Here is a 20,704-nt window from a genome sequence, read left to right on the forward strand (position 1 = left end):
GCCATGAGCGCTGTAATCGATGACCACGGTCATGCCGACCACGCCCACGGCCCCGCCAAAGGCCTGATGCGCTGGGTGCTGACCACCAACCACAAGGATATCGGCACGCTGTACCTGTGGTTTGCGTTCTGCATGTTCCTGCTCGGCGGCACGTTCGCCATGGTGATCCGCGCCGAGCTGTTCCAGCCCGGGCTGCAGATCGTCGAACCGGCGTTCTTCAACCAGATGACCACCATGCACGGCCTGGTGATGGTCTTCGGCGCGGTGATGCCGGCGTTCGTCGGCCTCGCCAACTGGATGATCCCGTTGATGATCGGCGCGCCGGACATGGCCCTGCCACGGATGAACAACTTCAGCTTCTGGCTGCTGCCGGCGGCGTTCCTGCTGCTGGTCTCGACCCTGTTCACCGCCGGTGGCGGGCCGAACTTCGGCTGGACGTTCTATGCGCCGCTGTCCACGACTTATGCGCCGGAAAGCGTCACCTACTTCATCTTCGCCATCCACCTGATGGGGATCAGTTCGATCATGGGCGCGATCAACGTGATCGCCACCATCCTCAACCTGCGCGCCCCCGGCATGACCCTGATGAAAATGCCGCTGTTCGTCTGGACCTGGCTGATCACCGCGTTCCTGCTGATCGCGGTGATGCCGGTGCTGGCCGGGTGCGTGACGATGATGCTGATGGACATCCACTTCGGCACCAGCTTCTTCAGTGCCGCCGGTGGCGGTGATCCGGTGCTGTTCCAGCACGTGTTCTGGTTCTTCGGGCATCCCGAGGTGTACATCATGATCCTGCCGGCCTTCGGCGCCGTCAGCCAGATCATCCCGACCTTTTCGCGCAAACCGCTGTTCGGCTACACCTCGATGGTCTACGCCACGGCGAGCATCGCGTTCCTGTCGTTCATCGTCTGGGCGCACCACATGTTCGTGGTCGGCATCCCGCTGGTGGGCGAGCTGTTCTTCATGTACGCGACCATGCTCATCGCCGTGCCGACCGGGGTGAAGGTGTTCAACTGGGCCAGCACCATGTGGCAAGGCTCGCTGACCTTCGAGACGCCGATGCTGTTTGCCGTAGCGTTTGTGATCCTGTTTTCCATCGGCGGTTTTTCCGGGCTGATGCTGGCCATTGCCCCGGCGGACTTCCAGTACCAGGACACCTACTTCGTGGTCGCGCACTTTCACTACGTGCTGGTGCCGGGGGCGATCTTCGGGATCTTCGCTTCGGCCTATTACTGGCTGCCGAAGTGGACCGGGCACATGTACGACGAAACCCTCGGCAAGCTGCACTTCTGGCTGTCGTTCGTCGGCATGAACATGACCTTCTTCCCGATGCACTTCGTGGGGCTGGCGGGGATGCCGCGGCGGATCCCGGATTACAACCTGCAGTTCGCCGACTTCAACATGGTTTCGTCGATTGGCGCGTTCATGTTCGGTGCCACGCAGATCTTCTTCCTGTTCATCGTGATCAAGACCATTCGCGGTGGCGCGCCAGCCCCGGCGAAACCGTGGGATGGCGCCGAAGGCCTGGAGTGGAGCGTGCCGTCGCCGGCGCCGTATCACACCTTTACCACGCCGCCGGAAGTGAAATGAAACGCCTTGCCTTTGTGGGAGGGGGCTTGCTCCCGAATGCGTCAGATCATTCAACTCATGGGTTGAATGATGAATTGCATTCGCGAGCAAGCCCGCTCCCACAGGGGATCTCGGTGGAGGCTGACAACCATGGCTGACTCGATCTCGCTGAAAAAACTGGTCACCCGCCTGCTCGGTGTGGTGGTGGCAATGTTTGTCTTCGGCTTCGCCCTGGTGCCGATCTACGACGTGATGTGCAAGGCCTTCGGCATCAACGGCAAGACCGCCGGGCAGTACGAGGGCGAGCAGGTGGTGGACAGCTCACGGCAAGTGCGCGTGCAGTTTCTGTCGACCAACAACATCGACATGCCGTGGGAGTTCTACCCCAAGCACGACGAGTTGACCGCCAACCCCGGCGCGGTCAACGAGATGATTTTCATCGCGCGCAATCCCACCGACAAACCGATGAGTGCGCAAGCTGTGCCGAGCATCGCGCCGAGCAACGCCGCGGCGTATTTCCACAAGACCGAATGCTTTTGCTTTACCCAGCAGGTGCTGCAGCCCGGTCAGCAGATCGAGATGCCGGTGCGTTTCATCGTTGACCGCGACATGCCCAAGGACGTGAAGCACCTGACGCTGTCCTACACGCTGTTCGATATCACCGCCCGACATCCTCCGGTGGCTGCAAACACTGGCGGTTAAGCGTGCCCGATAAGGAGAACAATAAATGGCAACTCATGAGCACTATTACGTCCCGGCCCAGAGCAAATGGCCGATCATCGCCACCTTCGGCATGGCAATCACCGTGTACGGCCTGGCGACCTGGTTCAACGATCTGAAGGCAGCGCGCCCGGAATCCCACGGCCCGTACATCTTCTTCGTCGGCGGGCTGTTGCTGGCGTACATGCTGTTCGGCTGGTTCGGGGCGGTGATCAAGGAAAGTCGTGCCGGGCTGTACAGCGCACAGCTGGACCGCTCGTTCCGCTGGGGCATGAGCTGGTTCATCTTCTCCGAGGTGATGTTCTTCGTCGCTTTCTTCGGCGCACTGTTCTACGTGCGGCACATCTCCGGCCCGGCGCTGGGAGGCGAAGGCCCGAAAGGCATCGCCCACATGCTCTGGCCGAACTTCCAGTTCACCTGGCCGTTGCTGCACACCCCGGACCCGAAACTGTTCCCGCCGCCCAAGGAAGTCATCAGCCCGTGGGGCCTGCCGCTGATCAACACGATTCTGCTGGTCAGCTCCAGCGTGACCATCACCATCGCCCACCATGCCTTGAAAAAGGGCCATCGCGGCGCACTGAAAATCTGGCTGGCGATCACCGTTCTATTGGGCTGCGGCTTCCTCGCCTTGCAGGCCGAGGAATACATGCACGCCTACCACGAACTTGGCCTGACCCTGGGTTCGGGCATCTACGGCGCGACGTTCTTCATGCTCACCGGTTTCCACGGCGCGCACGTGACCATCGGCACGATCATTCTGTTCGTGATGCTGATGCGCATCATGAAGGGCCATTTCGATGCCGAGCATCAGTTCGGCTTCGAGGCGGCGAGCTGGTACTGGCACTTCGTTGATGTGGTGTGGATCGGCCTGTTCATCTTCGTTTACGTGCTCTGAGCACTGATCACCAAGGCGCATGCGACACCAGTTGGCCGCTGTAAAAGCCCCAGGCGATCAAGCCGACGGTGGCAGCGGCCAGTGCCACCCGAACACTCAAGGCGATCACCAGGCGATTGGAGCTGCTGTCGTCCTTGACCAGGAAAAACAGGCCGCTGAACAGGCTGATCACCGTGGCAATCAGCAGCAGGACGATGGCTGCTTTGAGCATGGGAAGACTCCGGGGGACAGGCGATGCAGTTGAGTATAGCGAGCGCGACGACTGACTTTGTGGCACGGCCATGAAGCGCTTCCGCCCGGGCGTGATACCGACCGTGGTGGTGGCGTTGCTGTTGCCGCTGCTGGTGTCGCTGGGTTTCTGGCAGCTCGGTCGGGGCGCGGAGAAAACCGCCCTGCTCGCCACTTATGCCGAGCGCCGCGCGGCTGATCCGATGGCCAGCAGCGAATTGCTGCACAGCGCCGACCCGGCCTTTCGCCGTGTGCATCTGTACGGCCAGTTCGATGGCGCCCACAGCCTGCTGCTCGACAACCGCCAGCGCAACGGCAAGGTCGGTATCGAGCTGCTGCAACCGTTTCAGGATCGGGCCAGCGGCCAGTGGCTGCTGGTCAATCGCGGCTGGCTGCCATGGCCGGATCGCCGGGTGACGCCGCAATTCGTTACCCCCGCCGACGCCGTGAATCTGGACGCCTGGGTCTACGTCGCCCCCGGTGCGACCTTCCAGTTGCACGCCGACCCGGCCAGCAGCACCTGGCCGCAAACGATCACCGCCGTGGAGCCGGCGAAGCTGTGGAAAACCCTCGATCGCGACGGCTTCGCCTACGAACTTCGCGCCGAACCCGGCCCTGCCAGCTACGAGGCCGACTGGCCGGTAGTTGCGATGGGCCCGGAAAAACACCTTGGATACGCCGTGCAGTGGTTCGCCATGGCCACCGTCCTGCTCGGCCTCTACGTCTATTTAGGCTTGCACAACGCAAAGGAGAACCACCATGGGAACGGCCATGAATCCACCCAGCATGTCTGAGGCGAAAACCCCGGCTACCCGCCGCCGTGGACGGATCCAGCTGTTGCTGATTGTGCTCGGCGTGGTCGGCCCGATGATCCTCGCCACCGGCATGTACAAATTGCAGTTCTGGGTGCCGGAAGGTCGCAGCTATCACGGCGAACTGATCGGCAACGGCCAGACCCGCGCCGACCTCGGCGTGCAAGCCGATGAACAGCGGTGGCAGATGCTGGTGACCGCGCCGAAAGATTGCGCGGTGGACTGTCAGCAACTGGTGTACCTCGCCCGGCAGATCCAGATCGGTCTCGGCCGCGATGCCGGACGCGCCAGCCATGCCCTCGCCGCCGCGCAACCGCTGAGCGCCGACTACGAAGCCAAGCTGAGCCGCGAATACCCGCAGCTGCAACGCTACCCGCTGGACAGCGCAGCGTTGAGCAAGGCCACCGGCGACAAGGCCACACCGCAACTGTGGATCATCGACCCCCACGGCAACCTCGTGCTGCGTTACGACCCGAGCGTGAAGGGCAAGGACCTGCTCAACGACCTGCGCCACCTGCTGAAACTGTCGAACATCGGATAAGGGCATCGTCATGGCCAAACCTGGATTTCGCCTCGCGCTGTTTGCCACCCTGCTGGCACTGATCGTTGTGCTGCTCGGCGCCTACACCCGCCTGACCCATGCCGGCCTCGGCTGTCCGGACTGGCCGGGCTGCTACGGCTTTATCAGCGTGCCGAAAAGCGAAGCCCAACTGGCCCATGCCGAACTGCATTACCCCGACTCGCCGGTGGTGGCGCACAAGGGCTGGAACGAGATGATCCACCGTTACTTCGCCGGCACCCTTGGCCTGCTGATTTCGCTCCTGGCCGGGCGCGCCTGGGTTAACCGGCATCATCCGGGTCAACCACTGAAGTTGCCGCTGTTTCTGCTGGCGGTGGTGTTCGCCCAGGCGGCGTTCGGTATGTGGACGGTGACGCTCAAGCTATGGCCGCAGGTGGTCACCGGGCATTTGCTCGGCGGTTTTGCGACCTTGAGTCTGTTGTTTTTGCTGACGTTGCGATTGTCCGGGGTGCTGCCGGCACTGACCGTGCCCAAGCGTTTGCAGTATTGGGCGACGGCGGGGCTGTTGCTGGTGATCGGCCAGATCGCACTGGGTGGTTGGGTCAGTTCCAACTACGCGGCGGTGGCCTGCATCGACTTCCCGACCTGCCACGGTCAATGGCTGCCACCGGCGGACTTTGCCAACGGCTTTCACCTGACCCAGCACATCGGCCCCAATTACCTCGGCGGTCAGCTCGACAGCGACGCGCGCACGGCGATTCACCTGACTCATCGCATCGGCGCGCTGTTGGTGACGATCGTCCTGCTCGGTCTGGCCTGGCAACTCAGGGCTGTCGGCATGACGCGTTTGGCCGGGCTAGTCGTCATTGCCCTCGGCGCACAGATCACCCTCGGCATCAGCAACGTGTTGTTCCATCTGCCGCTGCCGGTGGCCGTGGCCCACAACGCCGGTGGCGCCGCGCTACTGCTGAGCATGGTGCTGGTCAATTATCACGCGCGCACCAGTCTGGTTCGGGTCAAACAGCCGATGTTGGCGCGCTGGCGTCTGAGCCCACGTAAACATTCGGCTGAGCCCATCACGATAAAAGGAGAAACGCCATGGCGCTTCTGATCGGCGAACGTCCCGCGCAAGCGCTGTGGCGTGACTATCTGGAGCTGACCAAGCCGAAAGTGGTGGTGCTGATGCTGATCACCTCGCTGGTCGGCATGTTCCTCGCGACCCGCGCCGGGGTGCCGTGGACGGTGCTGGTGTTCGGCAATCTGGGGATTGCGTTGTGTGCCGGCGGCGCGGCGGCGGTCAATCATGTGGTGGATCGGCGTATCGACGCGGTGATGGCGCGCACGCACAAACGGCCATTGGCCGAGGGCCGGGTTTCGCCGGCAGCGGCGCTGACCTTTGCGCTGGTGCTGGCGCTGCTCGGGCAGGCGATGCTGCTGACGTTCACCAATGCGCTGACCGCGTGGCTGACCCTCGCTTCGTTACTCGGCTACGCGGTGATCTACACCGGCTTCCTCAAACGTGCGACGCCACAGAACATCGTCATCGGCGGTCTTGCCGGCGCCGCCCCTCCGCTGCTCGGCTGGACCGCCGCTACCGGCCATATCAGCGCCGAACCGTTGCTGCTGGTGCTGATCATCTTCGCCTGGACCCCGCCGCACTTCTGGGCGCTGGCGATCCATCGCAAGGAGGAGTACGCCAAGGCCGACATCCCGATGCTGCCGGTAACCCACGGCGAGCACTACACCAAGGTGCATATTCTGCTGTACACCTTCGCCCTGCTCGCGGTGAGTCTGCTGCCGTACGTGATCCACATGAGCGGCGTGCTCTACCTCATCTGCGCCCTCGCGCTGGGCGCAAGGTTTCTGCAATGGGCCATGGTGCTGTACCGTGGCACTCGGCCGCACGCGGCGATCAACACCTTCAAGTACTCTATTTATTACTTGTTCCTGTTGTTCATCGCCCTGCTCGTAGACCACTACTTACTGTTGAACCTATGACTCGAACCCAGAAAACCGTCTTCATTCTCGTCGCCGTGATCGCGCTGATCCTGGGACTGACCGTCAACAAAGTCCTGAGTGGCAAAGGCCAGGGCGACCCCACCGCGCTGATCGACGCCGGTATCATCCTGCTGCCGCAGAGCCGCACGTTGCCGGGCGTGACCATGACCAATCAGGACGGCCAACCGGTCGCCATTGATGAGTTGAAAGGCAAGTGGAGCCTGCTGTTCTTCGGCTACACCTTCTGCCCGGACATCTGCCCGACCACCCTCGCCCAACTGCGCCAGATCAAGAGCGAGTTGCCCAAGGATGCTGCGGATAAACTGCAGATCGTGCTGGTCAGCGTCGACCCGAACCGCGACAATCCGCAGCAGTTGAAGCAGTACCTGGGCTACTTCGATCCGCAGTTCGTGGGCCTGACGCCGAAGTCGATCGAAGAGCTGCAGAAGGTCGCGAATGCGGTGAGTATTCCGTTCATTCCGGCCGATACCAGCAAACCGAATTACACGGTGGATCACAGTGGCAACCTGGCGGTGATCGGCCCGGACGGGACGCAGCGTGGGTTCATCCGGGCGCCGCTGAACAACGCCAAACTGGTTGCGCAGCTCCCGGTAATGCTTAACCGCAAGTAGCAACAACACTGAACCATTGTGGGAGCGGGCTTGCTCGCGAATGCAATGGGTCAGATAAAGAAATGTTGGCTGACACAACGCATTCGCGAGCAAGCCCGCTCCCACAGGGACGGTGTTCCGGGCACAAAAAAGGGGGCGCTCATGGCGCCCCCTTTTCGTTGCAGCGATCTAAATCAGAACGCCGGCAATACCGCGCCTTTGTACTTCTCTGTAATGAATTTCTTCACTTCCGGGCTGTGCAGCGCTGCCGCCAGTTTCTGCATCGCGTCGCTGTCCTTGTTGTCCGCACGGGACACCAGGATGTTGACGTACGGCGAGTCGTTGCCTTCGATCACCAACGCGTCCTTGGACGGATCGAGCTTGGCTTCCAGCGCGTAGTTGGTGTTGATCAGCGCCAGATCAACCTGGGTCAGCACGCGCGGGATGGTCGCGGCTTCCAGCTCACGGATTTTCAGGTCTTTCGGGTTCTGCGCGATGTCTTTCGGGGTCGACAGAATGTTGGTCGGATCCTTCAGGGTGATCAGGCCAGCCTTGGCCAGCAGCAACAGCGCACGGCCGCCGTTGGTGGCATCGTTCGGGATCACCACGTTGGCGCCGCTTGGCAGATCCTTCAGATCCTTGATCTTGTTCGAGTAGGCGCCCAGCGGCTCCAGATGCACGCCGGTCACCGCCACCAGGCTGGTGCCCTTGGCCTTGTTGAACTCATCAAGGTATGGCTGGTGCTGGAAGAAGTTGGCGTCCAGGCGCTTTTCAGCCACCTGCACGTTCGGCTGAATGTAGTCGGTGAAGACCTTGACCTTCAGATCCACGCCTTCTTTGGCCAGGGCCGGCTTCACGAATTCGAGGATTTCCGCGTGCGGCACCGGGGTGGCGGCAACGGTCAGGGTTTCAGCGTGGGCCGAAAAAGCGGCTACGGCAGCGAAAGCAGCGATCAGTTTTTTCATTCAGCTAACTCCTTATGAGGCGCCCGTCTGGCGCCTGCCAGCGAATGGCCGGCTCATCTCTTGATTACAAAAACCGGTTATTTGCGCGAGAAATGCACGACCAGTCGGTCGCCGACCATCTGCAGCACTTGCACCAGAATCAGCAGCAACACCACGGTGACGATCATCACGTCCGTCTGGAACCGCTGATAACCGAAACGGATCGCCAGGTCACCCAGACCACCGGCGCCGACCACACCGGCCATCGCCGTGTAGGACACCAGTGTAATCGCGGTCACCGTAATCGCTGCGAAGATGCCCGGACGGGCTTCCGGCAGCAAGGCGTTCATGATGATCTGCCGGGTGGTCGCGCCCATCGACTGGGTGGCTTCGATGATGCCGCGATCGACTTCACGCAGCGCGGTTTCTACCAGACGCGCGAAGAACGGCGTCGCACCTACCACCAACGGCGGAATCGCACCGGCCACGCCCAGCGAGGTGCCGGTGATCAGCACGGTGAACGGAATCATCACGATCAGCAGAATGATGAACGGCAACGAACGCAGGATGTTCACCGCCAACGACATGAAGGCGTAGAGGCCACGATTTTCCAGCAACTGACGCGGGCTACAGAGAAACAGCAGCACACCCAACGGCAGGCCGAGCAATACGGTGAACAGCAGCGAACCACCGAGCATCAGCAGGGTGTCGCCAGTGGCCAGCCAGATTTCCAGCCAATCGATGTTTTCGAAGAAAGCCTTGAGCATTTCCATTAACGCAGCACCTCCATATGAACGTCAGCGGCGGTGAAGCGGGCGAAAGCCGCTTCCATGTCGCCACCGGTGACGGCGAGGGTCAATTGCCCGTAAGGAATGTCTTTGATGCGGTCGATGCGACCGGCGAGGATGCTGTAGTCGACCCCGGTTTCCCGGGCAACGGTACCGAGCAACGGCGCGTAGGTCGCTTCGCCCTGGAAGGTCAGACGCACAATGCGACCCGGCACGTGAGCGAAGTCGTCGCGCTGTTCGCTTTCGTCGATCTGCTCGCTTTCCTGGACGAAACGCTTGGTGGTCGGGTGCTGCGGATGCAGGAACACATCGGCCACCGAGCCTTGCTCGACGATCACGCCGGCATCCATCACTGCCACCTGATCGCAGACGCGACGGATCACGTCCATCTCGTGGGTGATCAGGACGATGGTCAGCTTCAGTTCACGATTGATCTCGGCCAGCAGTTGCAGAACCGACGCGGTGGTCTGCGGGTCGAGGGCGCTGGTGGCCTCGTCGCACAGCAGAATTTTCGGCTTGGTCGCCAGGGCGCGGGCGATGCCGACGCGCTGTTTCTGGCCGCCGGACAATTGTGCCGGGTACTTTTTGGCGTGATCGGACAGACCGACCCGGGCCAGCAACTCGGCGACGCGTTGATTGATTTCGCTGCTCGACAGTTCGCCGGCCAGGGTCAGCGGCAGCGCGACGTTGTCGGCCACGGTCTTGGAGGCGAGCAGGTTGAAGTGCTGGAAGATCATCCCGACCTGCTGGCGGAAACGGCGCAGGCCGTTGGCGTCCAGCGCGGTGACTTCTTCGCCGTCGACGATGATCTTGCCGCCGCTGGAATCTTCCAGGCGATTGATCAGACGCAGCAGGGTACTTTTTCCCGCACCGGAATGGCCGATCAGGCCGAAGACCTGACCGTTTTCAATCGAAAGACTGGTCGGGTGCAGGGCGGGGATGTCCTTACCGGCGACGCGGTAAGTTTTGTGGACGTTTTGAAACTCGATCACGTAGCGAACCTTGTGGGGCGCGTTAGAAAAGGATCAGCGGTTAGCCGGGCGCGCATTTTAGCCTGTCCGTATAGAGGTTCTTAGCATTTATTTCGCAATTAACCTTCGATTTGGCAATAACAAGATCAAAGGTCATAAAAAAGGAACGCCCGTTCCCGCTCATTGGTCACTAGTTAAGCGACTTGAAACCCTGGGTAACCGTGCCCGGAAACGCTCAAGAGTCCCCGTCGAAACGGGGTCAACCGAGGAGTTTACGTCTGATGAGCAGCAAGAAACCTACGACCGACAAAAGCCAGCTGGCCGGAACCGATACCAAGGATCGCGCCAACACCAACGCCAAACTCGACAGCCTGGAGAAATTTCGCTCCGACGCTACCGGCCAGGCCCTGCGTACCAACCAAGGGGTGAAGGTCGCCGATAACCAGAACACCCTCAAGGCCGGCCCGCGCGGGCCGTCGTTGCTGGAAGACTTCATCATGCGTGAGAAAATCACGCACTTTGACCACGAACGCATTCCGGAGCGCATTGTTCACGCGCGCGGCACTGGCGCGCATGGTTTCTTTCAGGCCTACGAGAACCATTCGACACTGACCAAGGCCGGCTTCCTACAGGATCCGGGGAAAAAGACTCCGGTGTTCGTGCGTTTTTCCACGGTGCAGGGGCCGCGCGGTTCCGGTGACACCGTGCGCGACGTGCGCGGTTTCGCGGTGAAGTTCTTCACCGACGAGGGCAACTTCGATCTGGTCGGCAACAACATGCCAGTGTTCTTCATCCAGGACGCGATCAAGTTCCCCGACTTCGTCCATGCGGTGAAACCCGAGCCGCACAACGAAATCCCCACTGGCGGCTCGGCCCACGACACCTTCTGGGACTTCGTCTCGCTGGTACCGGAATCGGCGCACATGGTGATCTGGGCGATGTCCGACCGGGCAATCCCGAAAAGCCTGCGCAGCATGCAAGGCTTTGGCGTGCATACCTTCCGCCTGGTCAACGCCGAGGGCAAATCACGCTTCGTCAAATTCCACTGGCGCCCGACTGCCGGCACCTGTTCGCTAGTGTGGGACGAAGCGCAGAAGCTCGCCGGTAAAGACACCGACTACCACCGTCGCGATCTCTGGGAAGCCATCGAGATGGGCGACTACCCGGAATGGGAGCTGGGCGTACAGATCATCGAGGAGGAAAACGAACATGACTTCGATTTCGACATCCTCGACCCGACCAAGCTGATCCCCGAAGAAATCGTGCCGATCACCCCGCTGGGCAAGATGACCCTGAACCGCAACCCGGACAACTTCTTCGCCGAGACCGAGCAGGTCGCATTCTGCCCCGGCCACATCGTGCCCGGCATCGATTTCTCCAATGACCCGCTGCTGCAAGGCCGGCTGTTTTCCTACACCGATACGCAGATCAGCCGACTCGGTGGGCCGAACTTTCATGAGCTGCCGATCAACCGCCCGGTGGCGCCATTCCACAACGGCCAGCGCGACGCGCAGCACCGCACAGTGATCGACAAGGGGCGCGCGTCCTACGAGCCGAACTCGATTGATGGCGGCTGGCCGAAAGAGACTCCGCCAGCCGCGCAGGACGGCGGCTTCGAGAGCTACCCGGAACGCATCGATGCGAACAAGATCCGCCAGCGCAGCGAGTCGTTCAGCGATCACTTCTCGCAAGCGCGGCTGTTCTTCAACAGCATGAGTGAGCACGAGAAGGAGCACATCATTGCCGCCTACAGCTTCGAGCTGGGCAAGGTCGAACGCGAGTTTATTCGTGCACGGCAGGTGAATGAGATTCTCGCCAACATCGACCTGGAATTGGCCAAACGTGTGGCGGCCAACCTCGGATTGCCAGCGCCAAGCAAAGGCACGGTCGAGGTGCGTAAAACCTCGTTCGATCATTCGCCAGCGCTGAGTCAGGCGAATCTGCTGCCAGAGGACATCAAAACCCGCAAAGTGGCGATTCTTGCCGCTAACGGCGTCGATGGTGCAGCGATTGATGCGATGAAAAAGGCCTTGGAAGCAGAAGGTGCGCACGCCAAGCTGCTCGGCCCGACTTCGGCACCGGTGAAGACTGCCGACGGCAAAGCCCTGCCGGTGGACGCATCCATGGAAAGTATGCCTTCAGTGATCTTCGATGCGGTGTTCGTGCCGGGTGGTGCGGCCTCGATCAAGGCGTTGAGTGGCGACGGCGTGGCGCTGCATTACCTGCTGGAAGCCTACAAGCACCTCAAGGCGATTGCGCTGCACGGCGAGGCCAAGCAGTTGCAGGATCTACTGAAGCTGGAAGCGGATGCAGGACTGCTGCAGGGCAAGGATGTGCCGGGATTGACCAAGCCGTTCTTTGCGGCGATCGGGCAGCATCGGGTCTGGGCGCGGGAGCCTAAGGCTAAGGCCATTCCAGCTTAAGTTCTTGGCTGGCTGAGAGGACGCTTTCGCGAGCAGGCTCGCTCCCACGGGTTCACGCTGTACCTGTGGGAGCGAGCCTGCTCGCGAAGCTTTAGGGTTTGGCTGGAATCAGAACCATCTGCGCCGGCACCGTGCGCAGGATCTGCTTCTCGATCTGCAGCTCGAAATCCGGATTCAGTTTCTTCACGCGCTTGCTCAGCAACGTCGCCAGCCATGGGTAATCCTGGGTGCGCGGCGCCTGGATGCTCACGGCACACTCATAATTCACCACATCGGCGGCGATCGCGTCGAGTTGCCGGCGAAGCTTGCGGCTATCGTTAATGTTCAGCGCCACCGTGGTGCTTTCGGCAGTCGGATCGATGACCTTGGCTTTCGGCTTGGCTTCGGCCGCCAGCAGCGCCGCTTCGGCTTTCTCCAGCTCGGCCTTACGGGCTTCGGTGATGGCGCCGTTGACGCCACCGGTCAGCGCCGGGGCTTTGGGCATCAGAGCGCGGGCACGGCTCAGCGCAGTGGCTGCGGCGTTCACATCACCTTTCTGCAACACGATCTGGCTGCGGCGCAGGTAGGCCTCGGCCAACTGGCGCTGATATTGCTCCAGGGACTGATCGTTGGGGTTTTGTGCCTGCAACGCGGCCAACTGGTCTTCGGCGGTGGCCAGTTCGCTGCTGGCCAGGCTTTGCTCCAGCTGTGCGATGGCCGTGGCCCGCGCGTCGGGGGCTTCGGCCACCGGCGGCGTGCTTTGGCAGGCGCCCAGCAGCACGGAAAATGCGACAAGGAGCAGATAACGGGAGGCGAACGGCTTCATTCCTGCGACTCTCTAATTGCGCAAAAAGCGAGCAAGTCTACACCCCTCGACGGGGCAGAACAAAACTCAGCAGAAACAGTGCGGCCGCCGTCACAACGATCGACGGCCCCGCCGGGGTGTCCTTGAACCATGACAACGCCAGCCCGCCACATACGGCGAGCATACCCAGCAGGCTCGCGCCCACGGCCATCTGCTCCGGCGAGCGGGCGTGACGTTGTGCCGCAGCCGCCGGAATGATCAGCAGCGAAGTAATCAGCAACACACCGACGATTTTCATCGCCACCGCGATCACCACCGCAATCAACAGCATCAGCGCCATGCGCAGGCCCGCCACCGGCAGGCCTTCGACCTTGGCCAATTCCTCATGCACGGTGATCGCCAGCAGCGGCCGCCACAGCGTCACCAGCAACACCAGCACCGCCGCGCTGCCGCCGAGGATCCACGCCAGATCGGTCGGGCTGATCGCCAGCAGGTCGCCGAACAGATAGGCCATCAGGTCGATCCGCACTTCATGCATGAAGCTTAGTACCACCAGCCCGAGAGAGAGCGTGCTCGGTGCGAGAATTCCCAAAAGCGTGTCGGAGGCCAGCGGCTGACGCTGTTGCAAGGTCACCAGCAGCACCGCCAGCAGCAGGCAGCCGACGGTCACCGCAACGGTCGGGCTGACATCCAGCAGAAAGCCCAGGGCCACGCCGAGCAGCGCAGCGTGTGACAGGGTGTCGCCGAAGTAGGCCATGCGCCGCCAGACCACGAACGAACCCAACGGCCCGGCGACCAGCGCCAGCGCCAGACCTGCAAGCAGGGCATACAACAGAAAATCAGCCATGCTTGCAGTGGTCTCCGTGAACGTGGGTGTGGCCCGCACCGGGCGCCTTGACCACCGAACCGTGCAGGTCGTGGGCGTGGTCGTGATGGTGGTGATAGATCGCCAGGCTCGGCGCATTCTTGCCGAACAGCTCGACAAACGCCGGATCGCCGCTGACCTGCTCGGGATGCCCGGAGCAGCAGACGTGGCGATTCAGGCACACCACCTGATCGGTGGTGCTCATCACCAGATGCAAATCGTGGGACACCATCAGCACGCCGCAGCCGTGACGGTCACGCAGGCGGGTGATCAGGCTGTACAGCTCGGCCTGCCCGGCGACATCGACGCCCTGCACCGGCTCATCAAGCACCAACAGCTCCGGCTCGCGCAGCAGCGCCCGGGCCAGCAGCACGCGCTGCATTTCACCGCCGGAAACACTTTGCACCGGGCTGTCGATGACATGTTCGGCGCCGACTTCCTTGAGCGCCGCCAGCGCACGCGGACGATCAACGCCCGGCACCAGACGCAGGAAGCGCAGCACCGACAACGGTAAGGTCGGATCGACGTGCAGCTTTTGCGGCATGTAGCCGACGCGCAGTTTCGGCTTGCGCCAGACGCTGCCGCTGTCCGGTTTCAGCAGCCCTAGCACGGCCCGCACCAGAGTGGTCTTGCCGGCGCCGTTGGGGCCGATCAGGGTGACGATCTGTCCCGGTTCGACGCTCAGCTCGATGTTGTCCAGCACGGTCTGCCCGGCAAAAGTGACGGCGACCTGCTCAAGACGGATCAACGGGTTGCTCATCAAGCCCCCTGGCAACCGGAGCACAGGCCGACCACTTCGACGGTCTGCGCTTCGACGATGAACCCGACATCCCTGGCGCTGTGGATGATCGCGTCGCTGATGGCTTTCTGTTCCAGCTCGATCGCGGCGTGGCACTCGCGGCAGATCAGGAACTGGCCCTGATGCGCATGCTCGGGATGCACACAACCGACGAAGGCGTTGAGCGAGGAGATGCGGTGCACCAAGCCGTTTTCCAGAAGGAAATCCAGCGCGCGGTACACGGTCGGCGGCGCGGCGCGGCGGCCGTCCTGCTCGCTCAGTACCGCCAGAATGTCGTAGGCGCCCAGTGGCTTGTGGCTCTGCCACACCAGTTCCAGCACCCGCCGGCGCAACGCAGTCAGGCGCAGGCCTTTCTGGGCGCACAAGGTATCGGCCTCGGTCAGTGCGCTGTGCACGCAATGAGAGTGGTCGTGGGGACGGCTGGCAATCGGTGTAATAGGCATGGGCGGCGACGCGTTTTGATAGAGACGTTATTATGTTACCCGTTCTCGCCTCCTTGAGTGGTCATCGTGTCCCGACTTTTTTCTGTTTTTGTGGCGTTTATCGCCAGTTTTCTGCTGATCGGTTCGGCTCAGGCCGAGGTCAGGGTTCTCACCAGCATCAAACCGCTGCAGTTGATTGCCGCGGCGGTGCAGGACGGGATCGCCATTCCGGAAGTGCTGCTGCCACCGGGTGCCTCGCCGCACAATTACGCCCTGCGCCCGTCCGACGTACGCAAGGTGCAATCGGTGGATCTGCTGTACTGGATCGGCCCGGATATGGAAGGTTTCCTGCCGCGCGTGCTGAACGGTCGTACGCTGCCGAGCGTGGCCGTGCAGGACCTGCCGGGTATGAAGTTGCGCCGCTTTGCCGAAGACAGCCACTCCCACGCCGAAGATGCCGACGAGCATGATCACGATCATCGCCCGGGCACGCTGGACGCGCATTTGTGGCTATCGCCGGTCAATGCTCGGGTGATTGCCGACAGGATGGCGGCTGATTTGAGCGCTGCCGACCCAGCCAACGCCGAGCGCTACCAGAGCAACGCCAAGGCCTTCGACGAGCGTCTTGATGCGCTCGATGCGCGCCTGAAAAAACGTCTGACCAGCGTTGAAGGCAAACCGTACTTCGTGTTCCACGAAGCGTTCGATTACTTCGAAGACGCTTACGGCCTGAAGCACACCGGGGTATTCAGTGTGGCAGCGGAAGTGCAGCCCGGCGCGCAGCATGTGGCGGCAATGCGCAAACGCCTGCAGGAAGTCGGCAAGACCTGTGTGTTCAGCGAACCGCCGCTGCGTCCACGCCTGGCGGAAACCCTGGTGGCGGGCCTGCCGGTGAAGCTGGCGGAACTGGATGCGTTGGGCGGCTATACACCGGCGACAGCTCAGGGGTATGAGCAGGTGCTGGAAAAGCTGGGCAACGATTTGGCCGGGTGCCTGGAATCGTTGTAAACCCCAACTTCTGCTCGCGAAAGCGGTGGGCATTCAACATAGATGCTGAATTTGCCGGCCCATTCGCGAGCAAGCCCGCTCCCACATGGACATTTGTCGTTCGCAAATCCAATGTGGGAGCGAGCCTGCTCGCGAAGCTTTTAAAGGGCGAAAGGTAGCGGTGTATGTACCTGCTGCCGCTGCGCCAAGCGCTGCTCGAACTCCCGCGGATCGTGAATCAGCACGTCCTGCCCGGCAAACTGCTCGGCGGCGATCAACCGCGACAGCCAGAACCGCACACAGGCCACACGCAGCAGGGTCGGCCATAGCTCCGCTTCAGCGGCAGTGAACGGACGCAGCGCCGCATAGGCGCCGAGGAATGCGCGGGCACGCGGCCCGTCAATCAAGCCTTCCTCGTCCGAACACCAGTCGTTCAAGGCAATCGCCACGTCATAGAGCATCGGCCCCGAACAGGCGTTGTAGAAGTCGATCAAGCCGGTCAGGTGCGTCCCTTCGAACATCGCGTTATCGCGGAACAGATCCGCATGAATGTTGGCCCGTGGCAGCGCGAGGATTCTTTCTTTCTGCACAGTGATTTCATCCAGCGCCTTGCGCAGCAGCACACGCGGCTCGTCCGCCAGATGCGAGAGAAACTCGGTGCCCTCCTCCAGCATCCAGTCCAGGCCACGATCGGTCTTGCGCTTGATCATGCGCTCGCCCTGGGTCGCCAGGTGCAGATGCGCCTGCAACTCGCCGACCTGCGCGCAATGCTGGGCGTTGGCAACTTTGATGTGCTTGCCGGACAGGCGCGGCTGGAGCAATGCCGGTTTACCCTTCAGTTCACGCAGGGCCACGCCGTCAGTGGTACGCAGCGCGTAGGGCACCGGCAGATCGGCCTCGTGCAGCACGTCAAGCAGGTCGATGAAGAACGGCATTTCCTGCACCGGGCCGCGCTCGACCAGGGTCAGGACGAATTCGCCATGCTCCAGACTGATAAAGAAATTGGTGTTTTCGCTGCCGGCGGCGATCCCCTGGAAATCAAGCAGACGGCCGAGCCCGTAAGGGGCGAGAAAGGTTTCCAGCTCGGGCCGAGCCAGGGGGGTGAACACAGACATGGTTAAAAACTGCTCAGTTCGGGCGCCGCGATCAAGCGGCGCCGATTAAAAGTCGGGAATCTTACTTCCAGGTAAAGATTTCCCACGACGGAATCAGCATATCCGGCTGGTCGGAACGGATGTAGTTCACGTCCGAACCATCGGCGCGCACCAGAAAATACGGTTTGCCGCCCTTCGGCGTGACCTTGATCGCATACACAAAGCCACTGCGACTGTATTCCTGAATGACCTTGTCGCCTTCGGTGTGCGTGTTAATGGTAACTTCCGGCTCCTTTGACGGCGCATCATCCGCCGCCATCGCGGCCAATGGTGAGGCAGCAATCAAACCGACCAGCAGCAAGCGATTTAACGTACGCATGATAACCTTGTCCCTTTGTCGTCAACGGTCCCGCTATTCTAGCGCCGGGCCCGCCGAAAAGGTTGATTCTGCTCATGAGCCAAGCCCCCCTCGTCCTGGTGGACGGTTCGTCTTACCTGTACCGCGCTTTCCACGCCCTGCCACCGCTGACCACCTCCAAAGGCCTGCCGACCGGCGCGGTCAAAGGTGTGCTGAACATGCTCAAGAGTCTGCGCAAGCAGTACCCGGACAGCCCGTTCGCCGTGGTCTTCGATGCCAAGGGCGGGACGTTTCGCGATGAGATGTACGCCGAATACAAGGCCAATCGCCCAAGCATGCCCGACGACATGCGGGTGCAGATCGAGCCGCTGCACCAGAGCGTGATCGCCCTCGGCTTCCCGCTGCTGTGCGTGGAAGGCGTCGAGGCGGACGACGTGATCGGCACCCTGGCACGCAGCAGTGCGGCGGCGGATCGTCCGGTGATCATCTCCACCGGCGACAAGGACATGGCGCAACTGGTCGATGGCCACATTACCTTGGTCAACACCATGTCCGGTAGCTCGATGGATGTGGAGGGCGTGAAGGAGAAATTCGGCGTCGCACCCGAGCAGATCATCGATTATCTGGCGCTGATGGGCGATTCTTCCGACAACATCCCGGGCGTTCCCGGCATCGGCCCCAAGACCGCCTCCGGCCTGCTGGTCGGCGTCAACGGCGGCCTGACCGAGTTGTACGCGAATCTCGACATCGTCCCGACCCTGCCGATTCGCGGCGCGAAAACCCTGCCGGCCAAGCTCGAAGAGCACAAGGAGATGGCTTTCCTCTCCTATCAACTGGCGACCATCAAGGTCGACGTGCCACTGGACATCGGCCTCGATGATCTGCAGATGGGCGCGGAAGACCCGGCCAAGCTCTACGAGCTGTACACCTTGCTGGAATTCAAGAGCTGGCTGAATGATCTGGATCGTGACGCCAAGCGCCAGGAACTGAGCGCCGCCGCCGAACCTGCGCCGGCTGGTGATCTGTTCAGCGCCCCCGCAGAAGAAGCCCCTGCCGCTCCAACCGAAGCAGCGTATGAAACCATCCTGGATCAGGCGCGTTTCGACGTCTGGCTGGAGAAACTGAACAACGCCAAGCTGTTCGCTTTCGACACCGAAACCACCGGCATCGACGCGCAACAGGCGCAACTGGTCGGCCTGTCGTTCGCGGTGCAAGCCAACGAAGCCGCGTACATTCCGCTGACCCACTCCTACATCGGCGTGCCGGAGCAGCTGGATCGCGACACCGTGCTGCGCGCGCTGAAGCCGATTCTGGAAGACCCGAACAAACTCAAGGTCGGCCAGCACGCCAAGTTCGACATGAACATTCTCGCCAACTGCGCCATCGGCGGTGATCAGAACGAAGGCATCACCGTGCGCGGCATCGCTTTCGACACCATGCTTGAGTCCTACGTGCTCAATTCCACCGCCACCCGCCACGACATGGACAGCCTCGCGCAGAAGTACCTGGATCACACCACCGTGAGCTTCCAGGACATCGCCGGCAAAGGCGCCAAGCAGCTGACCTTCGACCAGATCGCTCTGGAGCAGGCCGGCCCGTACGCCGCCGAAGACGCAGACATTACCCTGCGCCTGCATCAGACCCTGTTTGAAAAACTCAGCGCAATCCCGAGCCTGGCCAGCGTGCTGACTGACATCGAGATTCCGCTGGTGCCGGTGCTGGCGCGCATCGAGCGTCAGGGCGCGTTCGTCGATGCTGAGCTGCTCGGCATCCAGAGCATCGAGCTGGGCAACAAGATGGTCGCGCTGGAGCGCGAAGCGTTCGAAATCGCCGGCGAAGAATTCAACCTCGGCTCGCCGAAGCAGCTGGGCGTGATCCTCTACGAAAAACTCGGCCTGCCGGTACTAAAGAAAACCGCCAAGGGCCAGCCATCGACCGCCGAGGAAGTGCTGGCAAAACTGGCTGAGGACGATCACCGCTTGCCGAAAGTGCTGATGGAACACCGTTCCATGAGCAAGCTGAAAAGCACCTACACCGATCGCCTGCCGGAGCAGATCAACCCGCGCACCGGGCGTATCCACACCTCGTATCACCAGGCCGTGGCATCGACCGGGCGCTTGTCCTCCAGCGATCCGAACCTGCAGAACATTCCGGTGCGTACCGCTGAAGGCCGCCGCATCCGTCAGGCGTTCGTCGCGCCCAAAGGCTACAAACTGCTGGCAGCGGACTATTCGCAGATCGAACTGCGGATCATGGCCCACTTGTCCAAGGACGAAGGCTTGATGAACGCCTTCCGCAACAATCTGGACGTGCACACCGCGACCGCCGCTGAAGTATTCAAGGTCGAGCTGAGCGACGTGACTTCCGACCAGCGCCGTGGCGCCAAGGCGATCAACTTCGGCCTGATCTACGGCATGGGCGCGCAGAAACTCGGCAAGGACATCGGCGTCGACACCAAGACCGCCAAGGCCTACATCGACACCTACTTCGCCCGCTACCCGGGTGTACGCGAATACATGGAGCGCACCCGCAAGCAGGCCGCCGACCAAGGCTATGTAGAGACCTTCTTCGGTCGTCGCCTATATCTGCCGGAAATCAACTCGAACAAGCCGCAGGAACACGCTGCCGCCGAACGCACGGCGATCAACGCGCCGATGCAAGGCACCGCCGCCGACATCATCAAGAAAGCCATGGTGGCGGTGGATAACTGGCTGGCCTCGTCCGGGCTGGACGCCAGAGTCATCCTGCAGGTGCACGACGAACTGGTACTGGAGGTTCGCGAGGATCTGGTCGATCAGGTGAGTCAGGAAATCCGCCTGCACATGAGCGAAGCGGCGAAACTGGACGTGCCGTTGCTGGTGGAAGTTGGCGTCGGCAACAACTGGGATGAGGCGCACTGAGGCGTCTAGGCCGGGC

General features: G+C 61.7%; 21 protein-coding genes. 11 read left to right on the forward strand and 10 right to left on the reverse strand.

All coding sequences use genetic code 11. From position 1 onward, the window contains the following. Positions 1 to 3: 3 nt before the first annotated feature. The 3 genes from ctaD (at position 4) to VLA07_RS24985 (ending at position 3,184) form a co-directional block, all read left to right on the forward strand. Positions 4 to 1,590: a cytochrome c oxidase subunit I gene (ctaD, locus tag VLA07_RS24975; RefSeq protein WP_333992171.1), complete on the forward strand. Its 1,587-nt coding sequence runs from the start codon at positions 4 to 6 to the stop codon at positions 1,588 to 1,590. A 129-nt stretch (positions 1,591 to 1,719) separates the two neighbouring features. After that, positions 1,720 to 2,271: a cytochrome c oxidase assembly protein gene (locus VLA07_RS24980; protein ID WP_096797313.1), complete on the forward strand. Its 552-nt coding sequence runs from the start codon at positions 1,720 to 1,722 to the stop codon at positions 2,269 to 2,271. Between the two features lie 25 nt (positions 2,272 to 2,296). Then, positions 2,297 to 3,184, forward strand: a complete 888-nt coding sequence (locus tag VLA07_RS24985) for a cytochrome c oxidase subunit 3 (protein ID WP_333992174.1) — start codon at positions 2,297 to 2,299, stop codon at positions 3,182 to 3,184. A 7-nt stretch (positions 3,185 to 3,191) separates the two neighbouring features. Here VLA07_RS24985 and VLA07_RS24990 read toward each other — a convergent pair whose 3' ends face one another. Next, the gene (locus tag VLA07_RS24990; protein ID WP_003220344.1) at positions 3,192 to 3,395 is read right to left on the reverse strand and encodes a twin transmembrane helix small protein; all 204 of its coding nucleotides are present in this window, start codon (positions 3,393 to 3,395) and stop codon (positions 3,192 to 3,194) included. A 70-nt stretch (positions 3,396 to 3,465) separates the two neighbouring features. Between VLA07_RS24990 and VLA07_RS24995 the strand changes: the two genes are divergently transcribed. Genes VLA07_RS24995 through VLA07_RS25015 form a run of 5 tightly spaced genes read left to right on the forward strand, consistent with a single transcriptional unit; the run spans position 3,466 to position 7,374 of the window. After that, positions 3,466 to 4,206, forward strand: coding sequence for an SURF1 family protein (locus VLA07_RS24995; RefSeq protein ID WP_333992176.1), 741 nt, complete (start codon positions 3,466 to 3,468; stop codon positions 4,204 to 4,206). Beyond that, positions 4,172 to 4,765 carry a hypothetical protein gene (locus tag VLA07_RS25000; RefSeq protein WP_247269486.1) on the forward strand — a complete coding sequence of 198 codons (594 nt, stop codon included), beginning with the start codon at positions 4,172 to 4,174 and terminating at the stop codon, positions 4,763 to 4,765. Before VLA07_RS24995 ends, VLA07_RS25000 begins: the two co-directional genes overlap by 35 nt. A 10-nt stretch (positions 4,766 to 4,775) precedes the next feature. Further along, complete coding sequence (locus tag VLA07_RS25005; RefSeq protein ID WP_333992178.1) at positions 4,776 to 5,855, forward strand: COX15/CtaA family protein; 1,080 nt, start codon at positions 4,776 to 4,778, stop codon at positions 5,853 to 5,855. Continuing rightward, a complete protein-coding gene (cyoE, locus tag VLA07_RS25010) occupies positions 5,843 to 6,742 on the forward strand; it encodes a heme o synthase (protein ID WP_333992180.1) in 900 nt (299 codons plus the stop codon). Before VLA07_RS25005 ends, cyoE begins: the two co-directional genes overlap by 13 nt. Beyond that, positions 6,739 to 7,374 carry an SCO family protein gene (locus VLA07_RS25015; protein ID WP_333992181.1) on the forward strand — a complete coding sequence of 212 codons (636 nt, stop codon included), beginning with the start codon at positions 6,739 to 6,741 and terminating at the stop codon, positions 7,372 to 7,374. Before cyoE ends, VLA07_RS25015 begins: the two co-directional genes overlap by 4 nt. Positions 7,375 to 7,547: 173 nt before the next feature. Here the strand turns inward: VLA07_RS25015 and VLA07_RS25020 are convergent, their stop codons facing one another. From VLA07_RS25020 to VLA07_RS25030, 3 genes are all read right to left on the reverse strand, one after another. Beyond that, complete coding sequence (locus VLA07_RS25020; protein WP_047597043.1) at positions 7,548 to 8,318, reverse strand: MetQ/NlpA family ABC transporter substrate-binding protein; 771 nt, start codon at positions 8,316 to 8,318, stop codon at positions 7,548 to 7,550. A gap of 77 nt (positions 8,319 to 8,395) precedes the next feature. Continuing rightward, entirely contained in the window at positions 8,396 to 9,070 is a 675-nt protein-coding gene (locus VLA07_RS25025) for a methionine ABC transporter permease (protein WP_096797317.1), read from the reverse strand. Beyond that, positions 9,070 to 10,077, reverse strand: a complete 1,008-nt coding sequence (locus VLA07_RS25030; protein ID WP_027610230.1) for a methionine ABC transporter ATP-binding protein — start codon at positions 10,075 to 10,077, stop codon at positions 9,070 to 9,072. The genes VLA07_RS25025 and VLA07_RS25030 overlap by 1 nt, the downstream gene beginning before the upstream one ends. A gap of 260 nt (positions 10,078 to 10,337) precedes the next feature. Between VLA07_RS25030 and katE the strand changes: the two genes are divergently transcribed. Continuing rightward, positions 10,338 to 12,479 carry a catalase HPII gene (gene katE / locus VLA07_RS25035; RefSeq protein ID WP_333992185.1) on the forward strand — a complete coding sequence of 714 codons (2,142 nt, stop codon included), beginning with the start codon at positions 10,338 to 10,340 and terminating at the stop codon, positions 12,477 to 12,479. 91 nt (positions 12,480 to 12,570) lie between these two features. On the opposite strand, the gene VLA07_RS25040 is transcribed toward katE, so the two are convergent. From VLA07_RS25040 to VLA07_RS25055, 4 genes are read right to left on the reverse strand one after another with little or no spacing between them, the layout of a single operon-like run. Then, on the reverse strand, positions 12,571 to 13,284 hold the full coding sequence (locus VLA07_RS25040) for a PA5502 family lipoprotein (protein WP_247269484.1): 714 nt from the start codon (positions 13,282 to 13,284) through the stop codon (positions 12,571 to 12,573). Positions 13,285 to 13,321: 37 nt separating this feature from the next. Then, a complete protein-coding gene (gene znuB / locus VLA07_RS25045; protein WP_008081222.1) occupies positions 13,322 to 14,110 on the reverse strand; it encodes a zinc ABC transporter permease subunit ZnuB in 789 nt (262 codons plus the stop codon). Further along, on the reverse strand, positions 14,103 to 14,888 hold the full coding sequence (znuC, locus tag VLA07_RS25050; protein WP_027610233.1) for a zinc ABC transporter ATP-binding protein ZnuC: 786 nt from the start codon (positions 14,886 to 14,888) through the stop codon (positions 14,103 to 14,105). The genes znuB and znuC overlap by 8 nt, the downstream gene beginning before the upstream one ends. Then, entirely contained in the window at positions 14,888 to 15,370 is a 483-nt protein-coding gene (locus VLA07_RS25055) for a Fur family transcriptional regulator (protein ID WP_097090199.1), read from the reverse strand. The genes znuC and VLA07_RS25055 overlap by 1 nt, the downstream gene beginning before the upstream one ends. 66 nt (positions 15,371 to 15,436) lie before the next feature. Here VLA07_RS25055 and VLA07_RS25060 point away from each other — a divergent pair, with 66 nt between their 5' ends. Next, positions 15,437 to 16,357, forward strand: a complete 921-nt coding sequence (locus VLA07_RS25060) for a zinc ABC transporter substrate-binding protein (protein WP_247269481.1) — start codon at positions 15,437 to 15,439, stop codon at positions 16,355 to 16,357. A gap of 140 nt (positions 16,358 to 16,497) precedes the next feature. Here VLA07_RS25060 and VLA07_RS25065 read toward each other — a convergent pair whose 3' ends face one another. Together VLA07_RS25065 and VLA07_RS25070 are read right to left on the reverse strand one after the other, a co-directional pair. Next, the gene (locus VLA07_RS25065; protein ID WP_333992194.1) at positions 16,498 to 17,451 is read right to left on the reverse strand and encodes a homoserine kinase; all 954 of its coding nucleotides are present in this window, start codon (positions 17,449 to 17,451) and stop codon (positions 16,498 to 16,500) included. 61 nt (positions 17,452 to 17,512) lie between these two features. After that, positions 17,513 to 17,809, reverse strand: a complete 297-nt coding sequence (locus VLA07_RS25070) for a DUF2782 domain-containing protein (protein WP_007962757.1) — start codon at positions 17,807 to 17,809, stop codon at positions 17,513 to 17,515. Positions 17,810 to 17,883: 74 nt separating this feature from the next. Between VLA07_RS25070 and polA the strand changes: the two genes are divergently transcribed. Then, positions 17,884 to 20,688: a DNA polymerase I gene (gene polA, locus VLA07_RS25075; protein WP_333992196.1), complete on the forward strand. Its 2,805-nt coding sequence runs from the start codon at positions 17,884 to 17,886 to the stop codon at positions 20,686 to 20,688. Positions 20,689 to 20,704 lie beyond the last annotated feature (16 nt).

The sequence above is a fragment of the Pseudomonas sp. S3(2024) genome, from assembly GCF_036861315.1.
Classification (GTDB): Bacteria; Pseudomonadota; Gammaproteobacteria; order Pseudomonadales; family Pseudomonadaceae; genus Aquipseudomonas; species Aquipseudomonas putida_A.